A 22927-nucleotide genomic window follows, 5' to 3' on the forward strand; every position below is an offset into this window, starting at 1 on the left:
TTTGGTGAAAGAACTGCAACCACCGCAAGCAAGAATTGCGATTTCTGGCTTGAATTGAAAGCTTGACTGATCGCATATTGCATCGGTTGGTGCGCTGCCGCATAGATGCTGCGCGCGCAAATTGTTGTCGTTGAAAAACGCGGGCAATACTAGCGTGAGTAGTTAATATTGGTCAGTTTGGTGCATTTCTTCGAATATTGCTGAGAGATCATGACAGTTGAGATTATCGGACGCGCAAGCATTGCCCCTGGGGCGGGTTCTATCGATGAACTGCAGCTCGTACTAAAGGAGGGGCGTTGCACCGTAAGCCGTATACCTGAGGAGCGCTGGGATCTTGCGCGCTTTTGGCATCCGGCTGTGGGCATCCAGGGAAAAACTTACAGTTTTGCAGCCGGCGTCTTCGAGAATGTCTACGCCTTTGATCCTGCGGTTTTCGGCCTTTCCCAGCGTGAAGCGATGCAGATGGATCCGCAGCAGCGCATTCTTCTCAACGTTGTCTGGCGAGCTTTGGAAGATGCAAACCTGCCGATCGATGGGTTCGAAGGCCAGCGCGTGGGCGTCTATGTCGGGGCATCTTCCCTTGAATATGGCAATCTGACGCTCGAGGATCCCGCCTCGGGTAGCCCGTATTTTATGACTGGAAACACGCTTTCCATCGTTTCCAACCGCATCTCGCATATATTCGGCTTGCGCGGGCCAAGCATGACGATCGACACTGCCTGTTCGTCGTCGCTGGTAGCGCTCGACCAGGCGGTGAAAGCCCTCGAAAACGGAGAGATCGATACCGCGATCGTCGGCGGCATCAATATTCTGCTCAACCCCATGTCCTTCGTGGGCTTCGCGCAGGCGCGCATGCTATCGCCGGAGGGGCTCTGCCGCGCCTATGACGACAACGGTCGCGGTTACGTTCGCGCAGAAGGTGGTGCGGCGATCGTATTGCGCCGGACGGACGTTGCGCTGCGCGAGAAGGACCGCAGCTATGCCAGGATACATGCCGTAGGCGTCAATTCTTCGGGACGCACCAACGGCATCTCCATGCCGTCGCGTGAGGCGCAGGCCGCCTTGCTTCAGTCGATCTATGAAGGACGCAATATCGACGTCAATCGTATCGCCTTCATCGAAGGGCATGGAACGGGAACGAAGGTCGGCGACCCCGCCGAAATCTGGGCGATCGGCGAGGTCATAGGGCGCAATCGGCGGGCACCGGTACCGATCGGCTCGATCAAGACGAATATCGGCCATACCGAACCGGCATCCGGTCTTTTCGGGCTGTTGAAGGCTGTGATTGCGCTTGAAAATAATTTCTTACCGGCCTCATTGCATTTCGACCACCCGAATGAGTCCATCGATTTCGAGGGCCTGAACGTTCGGGTCAATACATCAACGATCGAGCTTCTTCCGGCCAAGCAGGCCCGCTTTGCCGGGATCAATTCCTTCGGCTTCGGCGGAACGAACGCTCACGTCGTCATCAGTGACCCCGATCCGATCGCACCGCCCGAACCGTCAATCCGAGGCGAGGGGGTCGTTTTCGCCGTCAGCGCTCACACGGCCTCGGCTCTTTCGACACTGCTCGAAGACTACAGAACCCGTCTTGAAACTGCCGAGCCCAAGGAAGCGCGTCAGATCGTTGCTTCCGCCGCTGCCAATCGCGAACCCATGCGTCATCGTTTCGCAGCCCGCGCAAAAGACAGTGCAGCCGTGCTTGCCGCGATCGATGCGCATCTTGCAGGGAGAAACTCCGCTGGCGAGGCTGGCGAAGCTCCGGCCCAGGCCACCAAGATCGCCTTCGTCTTTTCCGGCAACGGCGCGCAGTGGGCGGGAATGGGCATCGGCGCCTATCAGGAAAACCGCCATTTCCGGCAATGCTTTCAGTCTTTCAGCGCTCTCTTTGAATATTATCTTGGCGAGAAGCTGACCGATGTTCTGGTCGCCTCTGATCTTGCTGCCCGCCTGGCCGATACCAAGATCGCACAGCCGCTGCTGTTCGCGATCCAGGCCTCCCTTTCGGATTGTCTCTGGTCGATGGGCGTCAAGCCGGACGCGGTCTTCGGCCACTCGGTCGGCGAAATCGCAGCCGCGTACGCAGCCAAGGTGCTGACGGCTGCCGAGGCGGTTGCAATCGTCGCCAAGCGTTCGCTGCATCAGGATCTTCTTGCCGGTGAGGGCAAGATGGCCGCCGTTGTGCTTGGCGAGGATGCAGCGCTGGCTTTTGCGAAAGCCAGGGGCCTGGACAATATATGTATCGCGGCCGTCAACGCGCCGAATTCGGTAACGATCTCCGGTCCTGCCGATGAGATAGAGGCCTACAGGGACGCCGCGCGTAAATCTCAGATCGTCGCGCATGTTCTCGATATCAACTATCCATTCCACCATCCCATCATCGACCGTGCCAGGGAGGCGTTTTTCGCAGACCTGCCCGATCTCGCGCCGGATAGCGGCACTGGGACCTTCATCTCGACGGTAACAGGCGAACTGCGCGATGGGCGCCTGCTGGATACGCAATATTGGTGGCGCAATGTTCGCGATCCCGTGCTTTTCAAAGCTGGCTGTCAGGTCGCCCTGGCAATGGGCTGCAATCTCTTTATAGAAATTTCACCGCGCCCGATCCTGTCGAACTATGTCGCGGAGATCGCAAAACAGGCATCGGTTCAGGCAATCGCAATATCGACTTTGTTGCGCGAGGCCCCCGTTGATGGCCATGATCCGGTCTCACAGTCATTTGCACGGGCGGTTGCCAACGGTGCGCCTGCGCTACGCACGCGCAGTAGCGCCACGCGCAACGCCTTCGTCAAGCTGCCGCCCCTGCCTTTCGAGCCGGTGGAGCTTCGTGCTCATGCGACGACGGACGAGATCGATATTTTCGGTCGCGACCGCAAAAGCCCGTATACGCTGCTTGGCTGGCGCGCCGATCTCAATGGTGCGAATTGGAAGAACCACCTCGACGCCCGCCTCTTTCCAGACCTCGCCGAACATGTGGTGGATGGCAAGGCAATCCTGCCCGGCAGCGGCTTTATCGAAATCGCAGTAACGGCTGCGCAGCGTTATTACGGGACTGATGAAGTCGAAATCGCCAATCTCGAAATCTTCCGGCCGCTCGAATTGTCTCAGGACCGGATGGTCGAATTGTCCACCATTCTGTCACCCGAGACGGGAGATCTCGAGATCCGGTCGCGCGAGCGCCTCAGCCATGACGAATGGACAGTGCATGCGGTCGGACGTTGCCGCAAGCCGCTGGCGGCGGAGATAGATAGCAGGGCCGCCGCGCGATCGAGCGGGGACCGTAAATCCATGTTGACGTCCGAGGTGGCCTACGAAACCGCGGAACGTTTCGGATTGCATTACGGCCCGCATTTCCAACTTCTGTCGAAAGCCGTGGCGTCTGGTCATCATGCGATCGAAGTGGACCTGAAGCCGGCGGCCTCGCCGTCTCATCCCTTCGCCAGCTATAATCTCAACCCCATGTCTGTCGACGCGGCCTTTCACGGTCTCGTCGCATTGTTCGATCAATTTTCCGGCGATGAAACCGGCGCTCCCTATATTCCCGTTCACTTTGGCACCGTGAGAGCTTTCGGCAAGGAAAGATCGATCGTCAAAGCCTTCATCGAGATCGAGCGTTTCAGCGCGAATTCGATCAAGGCGCGTTTCACCTTGTTCGATGCGAAGGGCAGCGCGGTTGCCGTTCTTGACGATTGTCGTTTCCGCCGCACGCAGCTGCGCCGCAGGGCAACGCTCGATTCCGTTGCATTTCATTATGAGAGCGTACCTTCGGCTCTTTTCGCTGGCGTACACAAATCGGGCGCTAACGGACGGCAGATTCCGTCGTACGGCAGTTCCGGCGAGAGCCATGCGCTCAACAATGCAAGCCTTCTTCTCGAAGCCGCAGTCTATCGCGCCTGCTACGATATCGCGCTAAAGGTTGCGGACCGCAACGGCGCCGTCGCATTTTCCGGCCTTCCCGGCGATGCCGAATTCCGGTCTTTCCTGGTCAATTGCCTCTACATTCTGGAGGATGCCGGCATCGCTGAGACTGGAGACGGCAAGTGGCACGTTCCCCTGGAGCCGACACTGCCGCCTGTGGCCGAGCTGTTGCAGGAAATCTATCGTGAGGACGCTGGGCGCGTGGCCGAAAGTGTTCTCGTTGGCGATGCCTATCGCGAGACGCTCGAACATCTGGCGACGATACGGCCGCACGTGTTGGAACGCGAGCCTGCTGCCCAAGGGGCAAACATTCCGGGTGGGGCAACTCTGGAGCATGTGCTTGTTCATTCGCCCTTGAGCGAACGGCGGCTTTCGATGCTCGCGGAAGCATTGACATCCGCCATCGAGGCCGATGCCGGCGTGATCGCATACGTTTTGGAAGTCGGCTCGGTTTCGGCCGCTTTCAGCCGAAAACTGGCGACGATCACCGCAGCAGCGGGCGCATGTCTCGTGATTGCCGAACCGCGTGAACAGGTGCGCCGAGCACTGGAGATCGCATTCGAACGCGATGCGCATGTCGTCGTCACCGATCCGGCCAAACTGACGGATCGCTATGTCGCGGACCTCGTGGTCGCCTCCGGCGATCAGAGCCAGCACCTGATGCTTCACAATGACGATATCAAGCGAGCTGTCCGGACGATTGCCGCCGGCGATGCGCGGTTGTTGCTGGTCGATCGTGCGCCGAGCGCTTTCAATGATTTCGTCTTCGGCCTTTCCGAAGGCTGGTTTGCCGATAGCCCGTCGCCGGAATTCCCCGTTGGGCGGCTCGGCACACCGCAGCAGATCGCAGAGCTCCTGGGGAGCTTGGGCTTCGCCAAGCCGCTGATCCGTGAGCAGGTATTCCCCGAGGGAGCGTTGATAGCGGTATCGGCTGTATCCGAACGGCAACCGGAAGCAGCTGCCATCGTAGAGACCGCCGAGCCAATCCTGATCTTGTCGGAGCAGGGCAAGAAGGGTCTTGGCAAGCTGGGTGAGAATGCAAAGGTCATCGATCTCAGTGCGTTGTCGACAGATATTGCCGGCGCTCTCGATCCGGTCAACCGGAAAACCAGCCGGATCGTGTATCTTGCCGGCATGAAGCGCGGCGATGCGGCGGAATTCTCACTATCGCGTCTCTCGATCTTCACCGAACTGGCGAACCTGCTGTCGCAGCACGGCGATGGAGCACGGATTCGACTGGTGATCTTGGCGCCGGGCGGCTCTCCGCTGTCGGCTCGCCCCGTCGACGACGTGAATGCCGGTTTGTGGGCTTTGGGCCGCGTTCTTCAAAACGAATATGATGCCTTTGACGTCCATCTGCTGGATGCCGATGCGGATGACGGGCGAGTGTTTTCCGCAGTTGATACCCTCATGACGGCGGACACGGACAACCGCGAATGGTTCATGGATCGCGCGACCGGAAAGGTCCGGGAGATCAGAGTTGCCGCAGGTCCCTTTGATGCCGTCGAAGCAAGCCGCCGGGATTTTGCCGCGGCGATGATCCGGCAACATGTAGGCGGTCGTCTGGATAGCGTCGTCTGGGAGGAAGTAGGCCTTACTGTGCCTGACGAGAGGGAGATTGTCGTCTCCGTCGAAGCGACCGGCCTCAATTTCCGCGACGTCATGTGGGCTATGGGGCTCTTGCCAGAGGAGGCGCTGGAAGACGGCTTTGCCGGTGCCACCATTGGTATGGAATTCGCTGGGCGAATTCTTGCCGTTGGCGATGCCGTCGACGATCTCAAGCCGGGTGACAAGGTGATGGGGATCGGGCCTGCTGCGTTCTCGACCCATGTCCGTGTTCACCGCGATGGAGTGACGAAGCTCCCCGAACGGATGGACACCGTTGCGGCTGCAACCGTGCCTGTCGCTTTTCTGACCGCCTATTATGCAATGATCGAGCTTGGGCGCATTCAGCCGGGTGAAACCATCCTGATTCATGGAGCTGCCGGCGGCGTCGGTCTGGCGGCGCTCCAGATTGCCAAGCATAGGGGTGCCAGGGTGATCGCCACCGCCGGCACGGTCGAGAAGCGTGGCTTCCTCGAAATGCTCGGCGCTGATCATGTGCTTGATTCCCGCTCTCTGGATTTCGTTTCCGGCGTGCGGCGACTTACGGATGGCGAGGGTGTCGATCTTGTCCTCAATTCGCTCTTTTCCGAAGCGATGGAGCGGAGCATCGAGCTGGTCAAGCCATTTGGCCGCTTCCTGGAGCTCGGCAAGCGCGACTATTATTCCGACCGTAAGATCGGCCTGCGCCCGTTCCGGCGCAATGTCAGCTATTTCGGTATCGATGCGGATCAGCTTCTGGTCAACGTACCCGATCTCACTCGGCGTATCTTCAGGGAGATCGGTCAGCTTTTCGCCGAGGAAAAGCTGACACCGCTGCCATATCGCGCCTTCGCTTATGACGAGATCGGCAATGCCTTCCGTCTGATGCAGAATGCCGGCCATATCGGCAAAATCGTGGTGCGGCCGCCCGTTGCGGGTGTTGACAGCGTCTTGCGCGCACCCGCGAAATCCCTGCGTGTCGATGGCAAGGGTGTTTTCCTGGTCGCGGGCGGCATTGGCGGCTTCGGGTTGTCTGCCGCCGATTGGCTCGTTTCGAAGGGCGCGCGTCGCATAGCGCTATGCTCACGCCGCGGCATTGCCGATGCTGAAACGAAGCAGGCGATAGCAGATTGGGCAAAGCGGGGTGCCGTTACGACGCTGCATGCCTGCGATATCACCGATGCCGCCGCGGTCGAGACGCTGCTCGCCTCGCTCCGCACCGAAGGGGCGTTGAAGGGTGTCATTCACGCCGCTATGGTCCTGGACGATGCGCTCCTTGCCAACTTGACGCCGGAACGCAACCGCCCCGTTCTCGAGGTCAAGATTCGTGGCGCAGAAAATCTGGATCGTCTGACACGAGATGACAGGCTGGAACTCTTCCTCCTATTCTCTTCGGCAACGACCATGCTCGGCAATCCCGGTCAGGCCAACTATGTGATGGCAAATGGCTATCTGGAGGGCCTGGCGCGCTCACGTCGGGCCGCAGATAGGCCCGCGCTCGCTGTCGGCTTCGGCGCGATCGCCGACAAGGGCTTCCTTGCCCGCAACATCGAGGTCAATGATCTCCTCTCCAAGCGTATCGGAAAGGCGGCGTTGAAGGCACGCGACGCGCTGGAACAGGTCGAGCGTTATCTGCTCGCGGACAGAGGGGATGTCGATGCGGCGGCGGTCATGATCGCCGAGATCGATTGGAATGCAGCTCGTTTGCTGCCGATTGCCGGACGTTCTCTGTTCGAGCCGTTGATGCGCCATGCAGGCAGCCATCAGGCCCTCAACGAGGGAGACAGCATCGATCTCAGGGAACTGATCAGAGGCAAATCGGAAGAGGAGGCTCAGGCCGCTCTGCATGCGCTTGTCGCGGCAGAGATTGCAGCCATCCTGCGCGTGACCGAAGACACGGTGACGCCCGACAAGGTTTTGAAGGATATCGGCCTCGATAGCCTGATGGCTATGGAGCTCGGCATGAGCTTCCAGCAGAAAACCGGCTTCGATATTCCTCTGAGCGGCGTAGGCGAGGGGACGACGGTGGGCGATGTCGTCGGCCGTTTGCGTGATCGGGTCATGAATCGCAACGGCGATAATGCTGCTAGTGACATGGCCGGAGACGAGGTGGTCGAGCGCCTGGCGCGCAGCCATGCCGCAGAACACGAAAAAAGGGCCGTGCAGTGACCTATGATGGCGAACCGGCGGAGCAGAAGAAAAGCAAGCTGCTTGAGCAGATGCGCCGTGTCGGCGAATCCTCCGGCCGCAATCGGACCGAAAGGCTGAACCGGCAGCCACAGTCACAACCGCGTCAGGCGACCCGTTTCGAGGATCTGCCTGAATATAAGCGTGTCGCAACGCAGCGCATGGCAGGTGAGCTGCTCGGCGTCGCCAATCCATTCTATCGGTCGCATGACGCCGCCGCCGGCGCGACGACGCGCATCGGCGGGCGTGAGTTCGTCAATTTTGCCTCCTATGATTATCTGGCGACCAATACGGATCCGCATGTCGCCAAGCGCGCCAAGGAGGCGATCGACCGCTTCGGAATCTCGGCGTCGGCCAGTCGTCTCGTCGCGGGCGAGCGACCTGATCATGTGGAGCTCGAGCGCAGGCTTGCCGAGGTCTATGGCGTCGATGCCGCCGTCTGCTTCGTCAGCGGCTACTTGACCAATGTCGCTGCCATCGGCTGCCTGATGGGGCCGCAGGATCTCGTGATCCACGATGAATTCATTCACAACAGCGCGCTTGCCGGCATCAAGCTTTCCGGTGCCGCCCGCCGGCTGTTCCAGCATAATGATGTCGATAGCCTCGAGAATATCCTGAAGACGCTGTCGTCGGATTTCCGGCGTGTCCTCGTCATCGTCGAAGGCATCTATTCGATGGATGGCGATATCGCCGACCTGCCGGCGCTGCTGGAGCTCAAGGCACGCTATGGTTTCTGGCTGATGGTCGACGAGGCGCATGCGCTTGGCATTCTCGGCAGGACGGGCCGCGGCACATTCGAGCACTTCGGTCTTGATCCGCGTGATGTCGATATCTGGATGGGCACGCTCTCGAAGACGACCTCGAGTTGCGGCGGCTATATTGCCGGCACGCGTGCGCTTGCCGATATTCTGAAGGCGGAAGCAGGCGGTTTCGTCTATAGCGTCGGCCTTTCGCCCGTTCTCGCCGCCGCCGCCATCGCTGGCCTCGATATTCTCAAGTCCGAACCGGAGCGAACCGAGCGGCTTAGGCGCAACGGCCATCTGTTTCTCGACGAGGCAAAGGCCGCCGGCCTCGATACCGGCCTCAGCGTGGGGCACTCGGTCGTGCCCGTGATCGTCGGCGATTCGCTTCGGGCCGCGCAGCTTTCCAACGACTTGCTCGCCGAAGGCATCAACGTGCTGCCCATCATCCATCCGGCGGTGCCTGAGGGCATGGCGCGGCTCCGCTTCTTCATCACCTGCAATCACACCGAGGAGCAGATCCGGCGCGCGGTCAGGCTGACAGCGGAAAAACTCAAGAGCTTGAAGGACCGCAATTTCGGTCTTGCTTCGCTGGATATGGAGAAGATGATGCAACTGCTGCCCATGGCTCAAATTCCAGGCGGCTCTTAAGTTTCGGGGCGATCGTCTCATGCACGTTATCGTCACGGGAGGTTCAAGCGGAATTGGTCTGGCGATAGCCAAGCTTTATGCGGCCCGAGGGGCCCGGGTTTCGCTTCTTGCTCGCGATAAGGCGCGCCTCGAAGAGGCGCGCGCCGAAATCGCGATGCTTCCCGGTGTCGACAGTGCCTTTATCCGGACGGCTTCCGTTGATGTGGCCTCTGCCGAACAGACTACCGAGGCCGTAAGGCTTTGCGAGGCGTCTTTCGGCCCTTGCGATATCCTTGTCGCTTCTGCCGGCATCGTGGAGCCTCGCGCCTTCGATGCAATGCCCGCGTCGGTTTTCGATGAGCAGATCTCCATCAATCTCCTTGGGACGGCCAACGCGGTTCGTGCTGTTTATAAAGGCATGAAAAGCCAGCGCAGTGGCCGGATCATGATGATTTCTTCGGGTGCCGCCTTGATCGGTATCTTTGGCTATAGCGCTTATTGCGCATCCAAATCGGCGCTGGCGGGCTTTGCCGAGGCTTTGAGCGCGGAAGCCGACGCTTGGGGCGTGCAGATTTCGATCTGCTTCCCGCCCGATACGATGACGCCGCAATATGCTCGGGAAATCGCGTTAAGGCCGCGCGAAGCGGAGATTTTGATGGGGGCCGTCAAGCCGTGGAGTGCGGAGGAGGTCGCAGCAAGAATCGTCCGTGGGATGGATCGCGGCAGGCAGAAGATTCACTTCGGGTTTTCGCTGACGGCGCTGGCTTATTTCGGGCCGTTGATAAAACCATTGCTGTTATGGTGGTTTTCACGCAAGGCGCGAAAAATATTTGGTGACGAGGCGCATAGCGGTCTTGCCGATGCCGGCAAGCAGAGCTTTGATCGCGATAAGTAATACAAAACGGGCGCAGGAGTTGCACCGCCAGCGAAACACGTGCAAGAGAAGGTAGGTCAGGGGTATTGGCGGCCCGTTCCTCGCTGATATGGAAATGCTGCCGAGGCAGCGGGCATTTGGATGGCGCAGTCTTGAAGCTTCACGATTTTCCAGTTCTTTTGACGCTTGCCTGCTTCGCGTTTTCCTGCGTCATCGTCTTTCTGACCGATCCGTTGGCGATGCCGGCGGCCATCAATGCCGAGAACCGTACGAAAAGAAGCTGGCGGCGAGTAGCCTGCGACTGGGCGGCAAGAATTCCGGTCATCATCCTGATCTATGCGGCTTTCTTCGCCATTTCCTGGCGCCCGATCTACAGCACTCAGGCCGTCATCAGCTTCTTCGTCATCTTCACCGGCATATCGAGGGCGAAATTCGAGTTCATCCGCGAGCCTCTGGTATTTTCTGACATCGCGCTCGTCGTGGATGTCTTCAAATATAAGGAGATCTTCTACGCGACATCGCTGAACATCGTCTTCTGGATCATCGCTTTTGCCTACGTCTTCGGCCTCAGCGGTCTTTACATGTATCTGGAGCCTGCGGTTCTGCCGGACAGCCATGGTGCGCTTTGGATCCTGCTGATGCTGGCTGCAGCCTTTGCGCCATGGGTCGCTTTGTTCAGTCGCGTTGTCAGCGAACCGGTCTGCCGTTTCACGCAGAAGTTTCTCGGCAAGGTTGACGTCAAGAGCGATACGGTGCGATTCGGCACCTTTGCCTCCGTCGTTTTTCATTTCGTCATCTGGGTCGGTGTCCGGCGCGAGGCAATTGTCTCGGAATTGTCCGAGCGCTTCATGTCGGCGCTGCAGGAGCTTTGGGAACATGGCGAAGACGAACCGCTCATCGTCGTCTGGCAATCCGAATCCTTCATCGATCTCAGACATTTCGGCGTCGAGAATATCAAGCTTCCCAATCTCGACCGTCTGAGGGAGCAGGCTGCGCAATGGGGCCGCATGACCAGCGTCTTCGAGGGTGGCTATACTCTACGAACCGAATTTGCTGTCTTGAGCGGGCTACTGCCCGAAAATGTGCATATCGACGCCAGCTACCCTTATTTGCGTGCCAGCCATTACAAGGATGTCGTCTGGCCGGCGCGGCTGAAAAAGGCCGGCTGGAAGACGCAGTTCATCCATCCCTACGACAAGACGTTTTTCCTGCGTCACAAGGCGTTGCCGCAGCTTGGCTTCGACCGGATGATGATGCTGGACGAGTTCGATCACAATCCCGAGCGCGACGGCCCTTACGTCAGCGACCTCTCGCTGACGAAAAGCGTGATCCGGACGATCGATGATGACGGCACGAGCAAGAACTTCCTCTTTGTCGCGTCCATGGCGAATCACGGCCCCTGGGAGCCGGGCCGCTGCGGCGACCTCGTCAATCCGGTGGATATCTACGGCGAACTCCTGATGCGCGCCGATCATGCGCTCGGCAATCTTGCCCATCATCTCGACAGGCTGGATCGCCCGGTTTGGCTGCTTTTCTATGGCGATCACGCACCCCTGCTGAAGGCCTTCGCCGACCCGTTCCCGGATCCGCGCACCGATTATGTCATCGTTCCGCTTGGCCGCGCGCGCGCCCATTCTCAAAAGCCGCAGCCGCCGCAGGAAGAGGCGCCCTGGAATCTGATCGGCACATTGCTGCGCTATGCCGGCCTTGCCACCGAGGTTGCGGAATGATGCCCAGCGGGGAAGGGGCCGCGCGACCGCGCGTCTTCCTCCTCCTGCAGGGCCCATCCTCGCCTTTGTTCGTCGAGACTGCCAGGATATTGGAGAAGGCCGGCGGCCGCTGCATCCGCATCAACCTGAATGCCGGGGACTGGATTTCGTGGCGCCGCCACAAGGCTTTCAACTATCGCGGCGACTTTGCCGGATGGCGAGCCTATGTCAGGCTTCGAATCGAAGCCGAGAATGTCACGGATCTGATCCTGCATGGGGAGGAGCGGCCCTATCACCGGGTCGCCATCGAGGAGGCGCGCCGCGCCGGCGTTGCCGTCAATGTCGTTGAAATGGGTTATCTGCGGCCGGACTGGGTGACCCTCGAGCGAGATGGCCTCTCCTCCAATTCACACTTTCCCACCAATCCGGCTCACATTCTGAAGGCAGCGTCCAATCTGCCGGAGCCGGATTGGACACGTCGTTACAACCAGACTTTCCTGGCGGAAGCGCTTTGCGATCTCGCCTATTATCTGCCGACCGTCTTTCTGTGGTTTCTCTATCCCGGCTATCGCCGGCACGGGCTCTATCATCCCTTGATGGAATATGCCGGATGGCTAAAGAAACTGCCGGCAAGCGGCAGAAGGACACGGGAAGCGCAGGGTGTTATCGAGGAACTGATTGCAGGTGGCAAACGATTCTTCGTCTATCCCCTTCAGCTTCAGACTGATTTTCAGCTCCGCGCGCATTCGCCTTTCCATCAGCAACAGGATGCGATTCGGCTGATTCTCCGTTCTTTTGCGGAGCATGCAGCGCCGGATATGCATCTCGTCCTAAAGTTTCATCCGCTCGACAACGGGCTCGTGGACTGGCGGGCCTATGTCGAGCACATCGGCGCCTCTTACGGATTGTCGTCTCGTGTCCATCTAGTCGACGGTGGCAGTCTTGATCGGCTGATTGCCGCCAGCCAGGGCATGGTAACGGTCAACTCGACTGCGGCACTTTCGGCGCTGCAGGCGGGAAAGCCGGTCAAAGCGCTGGGAGCCGCGATCTACGATATCGATGGACTGAGTGACCAGGGGAACCTGGATCGATTCTGGCTGGAGCCGACGCAGCCGTCGCCGGAACTGCGCGATGCATTTTTTCGCCTGCTGGCCGCGGCTGTTCAGGTACGCGGCAACTTTTGCTCGCGCGAGGGCGCTCGCGCCGCCGCCGTGCAGATTGCCGAGAGACTGTTATCGCGAACGGTGAATTTGCCCGAAGCCTACATCGACCCGCCGCCAAGGCCGCGACCGATAAAGTTTCATGTGCCGTAGTGAAGATGTAATGGGATGAAAGAGGAATGCCGCCGCGAGGGGTCTTCGGGCTGAAATTGACAATACGACCACTTACATGTGGACTGATAAAGAACCCGGCGCGACGATTCGACGTTGGGAGTGAATTTCAATAACGGTTTGCCGGGAACAAACGTCATGGATGACAGCAAGATGGAACGATTCATGTTGAAGGAGCTGCTGATAATCATAGCAGCCCTCGTGCTTGTTTCCGTGGTGCTTCTGGGCGTGATTATTCTCGGCAATTACTGAGTGACTGCAGTCGGACGTGCAGGGGCACCCGCCCAGAAGACGCAATCGATGCGTCCTGCACATGAACCAATAATTTAATCTGTATGGGAGTGGTGGGCGATGAGAGACTCGAACTCCCGACATCCTCGGTGTAAACGAGGCGCTCTACCAACTGAGCTAATCGCCCTTCTGCGAAGCGGGTCATTGGCCCGTCGCGTTCGGTGGCCGTGATCTATGCGGAACGGGGAAAAACCGCAAGAGTGTTTATGAAGATTTTTTGATTTTTTTGATTTTTGCACATTCCTGGCCGCACTCGTTCACATATGTTGGCTCGACGCCCGCCAGGTTGTTCCCAAGCATATCAGGCTCTCATGAAATGCATGAAGCGGGAACCTGCCATGTGAAATCGCGAGGGCCGAAAATTGCAGGAGTGCTTGTCCAAAACAATTCGCATTCTGTCATCGATTTGTATTCAAACCTGCTTGACACCCAAACGCGAACCCCGTAGTTAGCCGCTCATCGAACGGCGAGGGCCGCTTTGATGGGTGCGGAAGCATCTGGAATGCTTGAAATGTAATGCGGGTGTAGCTCAGTCGGTTAGAGTGCCGGCCTGTCACGCCGGAGGTCGCGGGTTCGAGCCCCGTCACTCGCGCCATTTCAAGGCAAATTTCGGATCCGTACTGGCTGAAAGGCCAAACAATGCGCGGGTGTAGCTCAGTCGGTTAGAGTGCCGGCCTGTCACGCCGGAGGTCGCGGGTTCGAGCCCCGTCACTCGCGCCATTCTCTCCAAGCCATTACAATCAAACGTCAATTTATTGCGATTGCGAACGAGCCTTTTCGCGTTTGCGCCAATTTGTCGCGTTGTCGTCGCAACACATTGATATCTACCGCTCGACAGGACCCCGAACGACAGATTCAAAAGGCTTGCGCGCGCGCTCCGCCTGCGCTAACCACGGCTCTGTTGCAACGCTCTTTCGCTTGCTGGGCATTTGCTCAGATGCGCCGCCCCGGCGCTGACCGCAAGCAGGGATGGACATGATGACTGGACTGCTCAGTTCCTATATTCCGATAGCGATTTTCATTGGTATTGCCCTGGTGATTGGCCTGGCGCTGTTGATCACGCCGTTTGCCGTCGCCTTCAAGGCGCCTGACTCGGAAAAGCTGTCGGCTTACGAATGCGGCTTCAATGCATTCGATGACGCCCGCATGAAGTTCGATATCCGCTTTTACCTGGTATCGATTCTCTTCATCATCTTCGATCTGGAAGTCGCCTTCCTCTTTCCGTGGGCTGTATCCTTTGGTGCGATCGGCTGGTTCGGATTCTGGTCGATGATGGTGTTTCTCGCGGTGCTGACCATCGGCTTTATCTATGAATGGAAGAAGGGAGCCCTGGAATGGGAGTAGCTCCAAGCAACACGACGCTCGTGGCGCCGCAGCCGAAGGGGATCATCGATCCCGCGACCGGCCGGCCGGTCGGCAGCAACGATCCGTTCTTCGGCGAGATCAACAATGAGCTCGCCGACAAGGGCTTTCTGGTCACCTCCACCGATGAGCTGATCAACTGGGCCCGCACCGGCTCGCTGATGTGGATGACCTTCGGTCTCGCCTGCTGCGCCGTCGAGATGATGCAGGTTTCGATGCCGCGTTATGACGTCGAGCGCTTCGGCTTTGCGCCGCGCGCTTCGCCCCGCCAGTCTGACGTCATGATCGTTGCCGGCACGCTCACCAACAAGATGGCGCCCGCTCTGCGCAAGGTCTACGACCAGATGCCCGAGCCGCGTTATGTTATTTCGATGGGCTCCTGCGCCAACGGCGGCGGCTATTATCACTATTCCTATTCCGTCGTTCGCGGATGCGACCGTGTCGTTCCGATCGACATTTATATTCCGGGCTGTCCTCCCACGGCGGAAGCGCTGCTTTACGGCGTGCTTCTGCTGCAGAAGAAGATCCGGCGCACCGGCACGATCGAACGGTAAGGCAGGGGACAAGGTATTATGAGTGAAGCCCTGAACGAGCTTGCCGCCTACCTCACGGAAGTCCGCAGCGCCTTGATCTCGTCGAGCGAGATCAAATATGGCGAGCTGACCGTGACGACGACGACCGAAAACGTTATCGCCCTGCTGACCTTCCTGCGTGATGACGCCAAATGCGGCTTCGTCAACATGACGGATATTTGCGGCGTCGACTGGCCACAGCGTGTCGAGCGTTTCGACGTGGTATACCATCTGTTGTCGCCCAAGAAGAACCTGCGCATTCGCGTCAAGGTTCCCGTCGGCGAAGATCAGCCTGTTCCCTCTGCCTGCGGTATCTATCCCGGCGCCGATTGGTTCGAGCGCGAAACCTGGGACATGTACGGCGTTCTCTTCACCGGCCATCCGGATCTGCGTCGTATCCTGACCGACTACGGTTTCGAAGGTCACCCGCTGCGCAAGGACTTCCCGACGACCGGTTTCGTCGAAGTCCGCTACGATGATGCCGCCAAGCGCGTCGTCTACGAGCCGGTGGAACTGAAACAGGAATTCCGCAACTTCGATTTCCTGTCGCCGTGGGAGGGCACCGACTACGTGCTCCCGGGCGACGAAAAGGCGAAGGCCTGATTGTTGGCGTGTGGCGGGCTTCGGCCTGCCATCCTCTGAAATTCCGAAAACGCGAGCATCGCCGTCATGACAGAACATAACGTTCGCAACTTCAACATCAATTTCGGTCCGCAGCATCCGGCTGCGCACGGCGTTTTGCGTCTTGTCCTCGAATTGGACGGCGAAATTGTGGAACGCGTCGATCCCCATATCGGCCTGCTGCATCGCGGCACGGAAAAGCTGATCGAGACGAAGACCTATCTTCAGGCCGTTCCTTATTTCGACCGCCTCGACTATGTCGCGCCGATGAACCAGGAGCATGCCTATGCCTTGGCCGTCGAAAAGCTGCTCGGCATCGATATCCCGATCCGTGGCCAGCTGATCCGCGTCCTTTACTCGGAAATCGGCCGTATCCTGTCGCATCTTCTGAACGTTACAACGCAGGCTATGGACGTCGGCGCGCTGACGCCGCCGCTCTGGGGCTTCGAAGAGCGCGAAAAGCTGATGGTGTTCTACGAGCGTGCCTCCGGTTCGCGCATGCACGCAGCTTACGTCCGTCCGGGCGGCGTTCACCAGGACCTGCCTGAAAAGCTCGTTCAGGATATCGGCGACTGGTGCGATCCCTTCCTGAAGGCGCTCGACGATATCGACGATCTGCTGACCGGTAACCGTATCTTCAAGCAGCGTAACGTCGATATCGGCGTGGTCTCGCTGGAAGACTGTTGGGCCTGGGGCTTCTCCGGCGTCATGGTGCGCGGCTCCGGTGCTGCCTGGGACTTGCGCAAGGCGCAGCCTTACGAATGTTACTCCGATCTCGAATTCGATATTCCGATCGGCAAGAACGGCGACTGCTACGACCGTTACCTCATCCGCATGATCGAAATGCGCGAATCTGTCCGCATCATGAAGCAGTGCGTCAATCGCCTGCTCGGCGATGCCAGGACCGGACCGGTTTCATCGCTCGATGGTAAGGTGGTTCCGCCGAAGCGCGGTGAGATGAAGCGCTCCATGGAAGCGCTGATCCACCACTTCAAGCTTTACACCGAAGGCTATCACGTGCCGGCGGGCGAGGTTTATGCAGCCGTCGAAGCGCCGAAGGGCGAATTCGGCGTCTACCTCGTCTCGGACGGCTCCAACAAGCCTTATCGCTGCAAGATCCGTGCGCCGGGCTATGCGCATCTGCAGGCCATGGACTTCATGTGCCGCGGCCACCAGCTCGCCGACGTCGCAGCCGTGCTCGGTTCGCTCGATATCGTCTTCGGTGAGGTGGATCGCTGATGCGGGTCTGGCAGGTGATAGTTCCGGCGCTTCTGGTCGCTTGCGGTGCCTCGGCACAGCAGACCGGCAAGACGCCGAGCCTGCCGACCCTCAACATGCAGGGTTCGAATGCTACGAGCACGAATACTGCAAAAGGCGGAAATGAGGGTACGTCGGGCGGAGATTCGACCGTTGCGGACCTTCTCTCCCGTGGCTACCAGATCAAGGCCGCCGTGCCGAACGGCGGTAAGTTCGTTGTGTTTATGCAGAAAGACCAGTCGGCCTATGCCTGCGAATTCTCGTCTCTGACGAATACGCGGTGTGGGTCCTTAAACTGAGATAAGGCGTGAAAGATGTCCGTTCGTCGACTAGCCGAAGATCAATTCCAGCCTGCCGCCTTCGCTTTCAATGCGGAGAATGCGGTCTGGGCTGAAAAGACGATCCAGAAATACCCGGAGGGCCGCCAGCAGTCCGCGATCATCCCTCTGATGATGCGTGCGCAGGAGCAGGAAGGCTGGGTCACCAAGGCGGCCATCGAAACGATCGCCGACATGCTCGACATGGCCTATATCCGCGCGCTCGAAGTCGCGACCTTCTATACGCAGTTCCAGCTGCACCCGGTTGGTACGCGCGCCCACGTCCAGGTTTGCGGCACGACGCCCTGCATGCTGCGCGGCGCCGGGGGGCTGATCAAGGTCTGCAAGAGCCGGATCAACGATCACGCTTTCGAGCGCAATGCCGATGGCACTCTCTCCTGGGAAGAGGTCGAATGTCAGGGCGCCTGCGTCAACGCACCGATGGTGGTGATCGGCAAGGATACCTATGAGGATCTGACGCCGACGCGCCTGGAAGAGATCATCGATGCATTCGCCGCAGGCAAGGGTCATGAGATTCAGACCGGCCCACAGATCGATCGCGTTTTCTCCGCTCCGGAAGGCGGTTTGACGTCGCTCCTGTCGGACGAGGCTAAGGCAAAGAGCACGGCGAGCAAGGTGGCCAAGGCTACTGCTGATACCGTATCGATCCCGCCGTCCGAAGCCGCCCGTGCCAAGAGCACGGACGCGGAAACCAATAAGAGCCTGAAGACGCCGGTAACGGCGCCGAAGGAGGCAGCCAAGAACGCCAAGGCAGCCGAAACGCAGCCGCTTTCTGGGACTGCGGCTGCCGAGCCTGTCGCCGGAAAGCCGTCGCTCGACGACAAGAATCGCCCCGCCGGTATCGAAAGACCCGCGCAGCCGGACAATCTGCAGCTCATTTCAGGCGTTGGCCCGAAGATCGAAGGGACCTTGCATGAGCTTGGCATCTTTACCTTCGCGCAGATTGCCAGCTGGCACGAAGCCGAGCGCCATTGGGTCGACGGCTATCTGAATTTCAAGGGCCGGATCGATCGTGATGACTGGGTCAAGCAGGCTGAGGCACTCGCTAAGGGTGGCGAAGCGGAATATATCAAGGTCTTCGGCAAGAAGCCGCGGTAAGAGGTGAAGCATGTTACAGGATCAGGATCGCATCTTTACCAATATCTACGGCCTCAAGGATAAATCCCTGAAGGGCGCGATGTCGCGCGGCCATTGGGACGGCACGAAGCAAATCCTCGAAAAGGGCCGTGACTGGATCATCAACGAGATGAAGGCTTCCGGCCTTCGCGGTCGCGGCGGCGCAGGCTTCCCGACCGGCCTCAAGTGGTCCTTCATGCCGAAGGAAAGTGACGGCCGTCCGCATTATCTCGTCGTCAATGCCGACGAGTCGGAACCCGGCACCTGCAAGGACCGCGACATCATGCGCCACGATCCGCATACGCTGATCGAAGGCTGCGTCATCGCCGGTTTCGCCATGGGCGCGAATACCGCTTACATCTACGTCCGCGGCGAGTACATGCGCGAGCGTGAGGCACTGCAGGCTGCGATCGATGAGTGCTATGATGCCGGATTGCTGGGCAAAAACAACAAGCTCGGCTGGGATTTTGATGTTTTCGTTCATCACGGCGCCGGCGCTTACATCTGTGGCGAGGAAACCGCTCTGCTCGAAAGCCTGGAAGGCAAGAAGGGTCAGCCGCGCCTGAAGCCGCCGTTCCCGGCCAATATGGGTCTCTATGGTTGCCCGACGACGGTCAACAATGTCGAGTCGATCGCCGTTGCCCCGACGATCCTGCGCCGCGGCGCCGGCTGGTTCTCCTCCTTCGGCCGTCCGAACAATGTCGGCACGAAGCTGTTCATGCTCTCCGGTCACGTCAACCGTCCCTGCACGGTCGAGGAGACGATGGGCATCACCTTCCGTGAGCTCGTCGACAAGCACGCCGGCGGCGTTCGCGGCGGCTGGGATAACCTGCTCGCCGTCATTCCCGGCGGCGCATCGTGCCCGGTCGTTCCGGCTGCTGACATCATCGACTGCCCGATGGATTTCGACGGCTTGCGCGAAGTCAAGTCGTCCTTCGGCACGGCTGCGGCGATCGTCATGGACAAGTCGACGGACATCATCAAGGCGATTGCCCGCATCTCGGCCTTCTTCAAGCATGAGAGCTGCGGCCAGTGTACGCCGTGCCGCGAAGGCACGGGCTGGATGTGGCGCGTTCTTGAGCGTATGGCTCGTGGCAACGCCCAGAAGCGCGAGATCGACATGCTGTTCCAGGTGACGAAGCAGATCGAAGGTCATACCATCTGTGCGCTCGGTGACGCTGCCGCATGGCCGGTTCAGGGCCTGATCCGCAATTTCCGTCCCGAGATCGAAAAGCGCATCGACCAGTACACTGCCAACGCGACGAGCCACGGCGCGGTTCTGGAAGCAGCCGAGTAAGGATCGAAGATGGCGAAGACCAACGATATCAGGCAGGAGAGCGGAGCGGCCGGTAATACATCGGCCGATCTTGGCCGCGCTGCTGCCGATATGTTTGGGAACGCGCCGATCATGCCGATCCATCCGCTGATGGCCCATCCGGCCGCAGCCATTGCGGCGGTCACCGCAATCGGTTTCGGCTTTACCTCGCAACTGGCCGGCGCGTTTTTGGGCGCTTTCCAGGGCGCGGTCGAAGCAACCACCCGGTTGGCCGATGCCCTTGAAGACGAAAAACATCCGGCTGAGGTCGCTGCGAAGCCGGCGGGCGTGGACGCTGGGGCAGGGGACGCCAAACCTGTAAAGCCCGAGGCTGCAGCCAAGGAGGCTGCGGTCAAGCCTGTTGCACCGAAACCGGTTGCTGCGAAGCAGAAGCCGGCTGCCGTGAAGAAAGCCGAGCCGAAGCCCGCGGTTGTTGCACCGAAGGCGGTCACGGCTCCTGCAAAGAAAACGGCGAAGGTTGAAGCCGCTGTGCCGGTCGCCGTAAAGCCGGTTCCCGCGCGTGGCCGCAAGGCAGCCGAGAAGGCTGACGACCTGAAGCGGATTTCCGGCGTCGGTCCGAAGCTGGAGCAGGTGCTGAACGGACGTGGCATCAAGCGCTTCGCCGATATCGCCGCCTGGAGCGATGCGGATATCGAGCGGATCGATGGCGAGCTCGGTTTCGAAGGTCGCATCCGGCGCGATGACTGGGTTGGCCAAGCGAAGGAGCTGCTGCCGAAGGGCCGGAGTTAAGGTTTTCCTCGGCTGGATCGCGGCCGGGGAGGGTGAATGAAGGCGATGGAGACGATGTGGGTGCCCCACGTGGCTCGATCGCAAAGCTGGTCTTGCGGGGACAAGGCTTGGCAAAGCTTATTGTGAGCGAACCGGTGCCATCAGGCGTTTGAGCCGCCCCGATGGCAATCCGGCTTGCGATCATGAAATTGTCTGCGGCCAGGTTGGGCTGGAGACGTGACATAGGACTGAGTGGACGATGGCTAAACTGAAGATTGACGGTAAAGAGATCGAAGTTCCGGATCACTACACGCTTATCCAGGCGTGCGAGGAAGCCGGCGCCGAAGTCCCGCGCTTCTGCTTCCATGAACGACTGTCGGTGGCCGGCAATTGCCGCATGTGCCTCGTCGAGGTGAAGGGTGGCCCGCCGAAGCCGCAGGCATCCTGCGCCATGGGCGTTCGCGATATCCGCGGCGGCCCGAACGGCGAGCTTCCGGAAGTCTTCACCAACACGCCGATGGTCAAGAAGGCCCGCGAAGGCGTGATGGAATTCCTTCTGATCAACCACCCGCTGGATTGCCCGATCTGCGATCAGGGCGGCGAATGCGACCTGCAGGACCAGGCCATGGCCTTCGGCATCGACAGTTCGCGCTATCAGGAAGACAAGCGCGCCGTCGAGGACAAGTATATCGGCCCGCTCGTCAAGACCGTGATGAACCGCTGCATCCACTGCACGCGCTGCGTCCGCTTCACGACGGAAGTTGCCGGCATTTCCGAACTCGGCCTCATCGGCCGCGGCGAGGATGCCGAGATCACCACCTATCTCGAGCAGGCGATGACCTCCGAGCTGCAGGGCAACGTCGTCGACCTTTGCCCGGTCGGCGCGCTGACCTCCAAGCCCTTCGCCTTCACGGCTCGTCCGTGGGAATTGAATAAGACCGAATCGATCGACGTCATGGACGCTCTCGGCTCGGCAATCCGCGTCGATACGCGCGGCCGCGAAGTCATGCGCGTGCTGCCCCGTGTCAATGAGCAGATCAACGAAGAGTGGATCTCCGACAAGACTCGCTTCATCTGGGACGGCCTGAAGACTCAGCGCCTGGACAAGCCCTATGTCCGCAAGGACGGCCGTCTGCAGCCGGCAAGCTGGAGCGACGCTTTCGCTGCTATCAAGTCGGCCGTTTCCGCCACCAGCGGCGACAAGATCGGCGCGATTGCCGGCGATCTCGCCTCGGTCGAGGAAATGTACGCCCTTGGCGAGCTGCTGAAGTCGCTCGGATCGGAAAATCTCGACTGTCGCCAGGACGGGACGGCGCTTGATCCGTCGCTCGGCCGCGCAAGCTACATCTTCAACCCGAGCATCCAAGGCATTGAAGCCGCTGATGCGCTGCTGATCGTCGGTGCCAATCCGCGCTTCGAGGCTGCCGTCATGAACTCGCGCATCCGCAAGCGCTGGCGCCGCGGCAAGTTCCCGATCGGCGTGATCGGCGAGGCTGCAGATCTTCGCTACTCCTATGATTATCTCGGCGCTGGGCCGGACACGCTGGCCGATCTCGTCAGCGGCTCGCACAGCTTCGCCGACGTGCTGAAGAATGCTCAGAAGCCGATGATCATCATCGGCCAGGGCGCCCTGATCCGCGAAGACGGTGCCGAGGTTCTGGCAAATGCCGCCAAGCTCGCTGCCGCCGTCGGCGTCGTCAAGGAAGACTGGAATGGCTTTGCCGTGCTGCACACCGCAGCTGCGCGTGTCGGCGGTCTTGATCTCGGCTTCGTGCCGGGCGCAAAGGGCGTTAATGCCGCTACCATGCTGTCCTCGATGGACGTCCTCTTCCTGCTGGGCGCCGATGAGCTCGATTTCAGCCGCAAGGGCGCGAAGTTCACAGTCTATATCGGCTCGCATGGCGATAACGGCGCTCAGAACGCTGATGTCATCCTTCCAGCTGCAGCTTACACCGAAAAGTCTGGCACCTGGGTCAACACGGAAGGCCGCGTCCAGATGGGCAACCGCGCCGGTTTCGCGCCGGGCGACGCCCGCGAGGACTGGGCGATCATCCGTGCCCTTTCCGACGTGCTCGGCAAGAAGCTTCCCTTTGATTCGCTGAGAGAATTGCGCGCCAAGCTCTATGCAGCCTTCCCGCATTTCTCCGGTATCGACGAGATTGCTGAAGGCGATAGCGCCCAAATTGCCGCACTTGCGAAAAAAGCCGGCGCAATGGGCAAATCGGCATTTGCTTCGCCGATCAAAGACTTCTATTTGACGAACCCGATAACGCGCGCATCGGCTGTCATGGCCGAGTGCTCGGCATTGGCCCGCAACAATTTCCGCGTTGCGGCAGAGTAAGGGCAGAGGACT

At 59.7% G+C, this 22927-nt stretch carries 14 protein-coding genes and 3 tRNA genes; 16 read left to right on the forward strand and 1 reads right to left on the reverse strand.

Features of this window, described 5'->3' with window-relative positions; translation table 11 throughout:
• Positions 1 to 210: 210 nt before the first annotated feature.
• From RTCIAT899_RS06790 to RTCIAT899_RS06810, 5 genes are all read left to right on the forward strand, one after another.
• Positions 211 to 7671, forward strand: coding sequence for a type I polyketide synthase (locus tag RTCIAT899_RS06790; RefSeq protein WP_015339498.1), 7461 nt, complete (start codon positions 211 to 213; stop codon positions 7669 to 7671).
• Between the two features lie 50 nt (positions 7672 to 7721).
• Complete coding sequence (locus RTCIAT899_RS06795) at positions 7722 to 9080, forward strand: aminotransferase class I/II-fold pyridoxal phosphate-dependent enzyme (RefSeq protein ID WP_081598398.1); 1359 nt, start codon at positions 7722 to 7724, stop codon at positions 9078 to 9080.
• Positions 9081 to 9099: 19 nt separating this feature from the next.
• A complete protein-coding gene (locus tag RTCIAT899_RS06800; RefSeq protein ID WP_015339500.1) occupies positions 9100 to 9954 on the forward strand; it encodes an SDR family oxidoreductase in 855 nt (284 codons plus the stop codon).
• 131 nt (positions 9955 to 10085) lie between these two features.
• On the forward strand, positions 10086 to 11663 hold the full coding sequence (locus RTCIAT899_RS06805; protein ID WP_015339501.1) for an LTA synthase family protein: 1578 nt from the start codon (positions 10086 to 10088) through the stop codon (positions 11661 to 11663).
• Positions 11660 to 12955, forward strand: a complete 1296-nt coding sequence (locus RTCIAT899_RS06810; protein ID WP_015339502.1) for a capsule biosynthesis protein — start codon at positions 11660 to 11662, stop codon at positions 12953 to 12955. Before RTCIAT899_RS06805 ends, RTCIAT899_RS06810 begins: the two co-directional genes overlap by 4 nt.
• A 360-nt stretch (positions 12956 to 13315) precedes the next feature.
• Here the strand turns inward: RTCIAT899_RS06810 and RTCIAT899_RS06815 are convergent.
• Positions 13316 to 13391: transfer RNA gene (locus RTCIAT899_RS06815), tRNA-Val, on the reverse strand.
• A gap of 391 nt (positions 13392 to 13782) precedes the next feature.
• Here RTCIAT899_RS06815 and RTCIAT899_RS06820 point away from each other — a divergent pair.
• From RTCIAT899_RS06820 to nuoG, 11 genes are all read left to right on the forward strand, one after another.
• A tRNA-Asp gene (locus RTCIAT899_RS06820) sits at positions 13783 to 13859 on the forward strand.
• 48 nt (positions 13860 to 13907) lie between these two features.
• Positions 13908 to 13984, forward strand: a tRNA-Asp gene (locus tag RTCIAT899_RS06825).
• Between the two features lie 258 nt (positions 13985 to 14242).
• The gene (locus RTCIAT899_RS06830; protein ID WP_034489570.1) at positions 14243 to 14608 is read left to right on the forward strand and encodes an NADH-quinone oxidoreductase subunit A; all 366 of its coding nucleotides are present in this window, start codon (positions 14243 to 14245) and stop codon (positions 14606 to 14608) included.
• The gene (locus tag RTCIAT899_RS06835) at positions 14599 to 15180 is read left to right on the forward strand and encodes a NuoB/complex I 20 kDa subunit family protein (protein ID WP_015339504.1); all 582 of its coding nucleotides are present in this window, start codon (positions 14599 to 14601) and stop codon (positions 15178 to 15180) included. The genes RTCIAT899_RS06830 and RTCIAT899_RS06835 overlap by 10 nt, the downstream gene beginning before the upstream one ends.
• Positions 15181 to 15198: 18 nt before the next feature.
• Positions 15199 to 15801 (forward strand): NADH-quinone oxidoreductase subunit C, encoded by a 603-nt coding sequence (locus tag RTCIAT899_RS06840; RefSeq protein WP_015339505.1) that lies wholly within the window; start codon positions 15199 to 15201, stop codon positions 15799 to 15801.
• A gap of 66 nt (positions 15802 to 15867) precedes the next feature.
• Positions 15868 to 17058, forward strand: coding sequence for an NADH-quinone oxidoreductase subunit D (locus RTCIAT899_RS06845; RefSeq protein ID WP_015339506.1), 1191 nt, complete (start codon positions 15868 to 15870; stop codon positions 17056 to 17058).
• A complete protein-coding gene (locus RTCIAT899_RS06850) occupies positions 17058 to 17375 on the forward strand; it encodes a hypothetical protein (RefSeq protein ID WP_015339507.1) in 318 nt (105 codons plus the stop codon). Before RTCIAT899_RS06845 ends, RTCIAT899_RS06850 begins: the two co-directional genes overlap by 1 nt.
• A gap of 15 nt (positions 17376 to 17390) precedes the next feature.
• The gene (locus tag RTCIAT899_RS06855; protein ID WP_015339508.1) at positions 17391 to 18512 is read left to right on the forward strand and encodes an NADH-quinone oxidoreductase subunit E; all 1122 of its coding nucleotides are present in this window, start codon (positions 17391 to 17393) and stop codon (positions 18510 to 18512) included.
• Positions 18513 to 18522: 10 nt separating this feature from the next.
• Positions 18523 to 19827, forward strand: coding sequence for an NADH-quinone oxidoreductase subunit NuoF (gene nuoF, locus RTCIAT899_RS06860; RefSeq protein WP_015339509.1), 1305 nt, complete (start codon positions 18523 to 18525; stop codon positions 19825 to 19827).
• Positions 19828 to 19836: 9 nt separating this feature from the next.
• Positions 19837 to 20595, forward strand: coding sequence for a 5' DNA nuclease (locus RTCIAT899_RS06865; RefSeq protein ID WP_015339510.1), 759 nt, complete (start codon positions 19837 to 19839; stop codon positions 20593 to 20595).
• A 238-nt stretch (positions 20596 to 20833) separates the two neighbouring features.
• Positions 20834 to 22915, forward strand: a complete 2082-nt coding sequence (gene nuoG, locus RTCIAT899_RS06870) for an NADH-quinone oxidoreductase subunit NuoG (protein WP_015339511.1) — start codon at positions 20834 to 20836, stop codon at positions 22913 to 22915.
• The last annotated feature ends 12 nt before the right edge of the window (positions 22916 to 22927 follow it).

This window comes from Rhizobium tropici CIAT 899 (assembly GCF_000330885.1).
Lineage (GTDB): Bacteria > Pseudomonadota > Alphaproteobacteria > Rhizobiales > Rhizobiaceae > Rhizobium > Rhizobium tropici.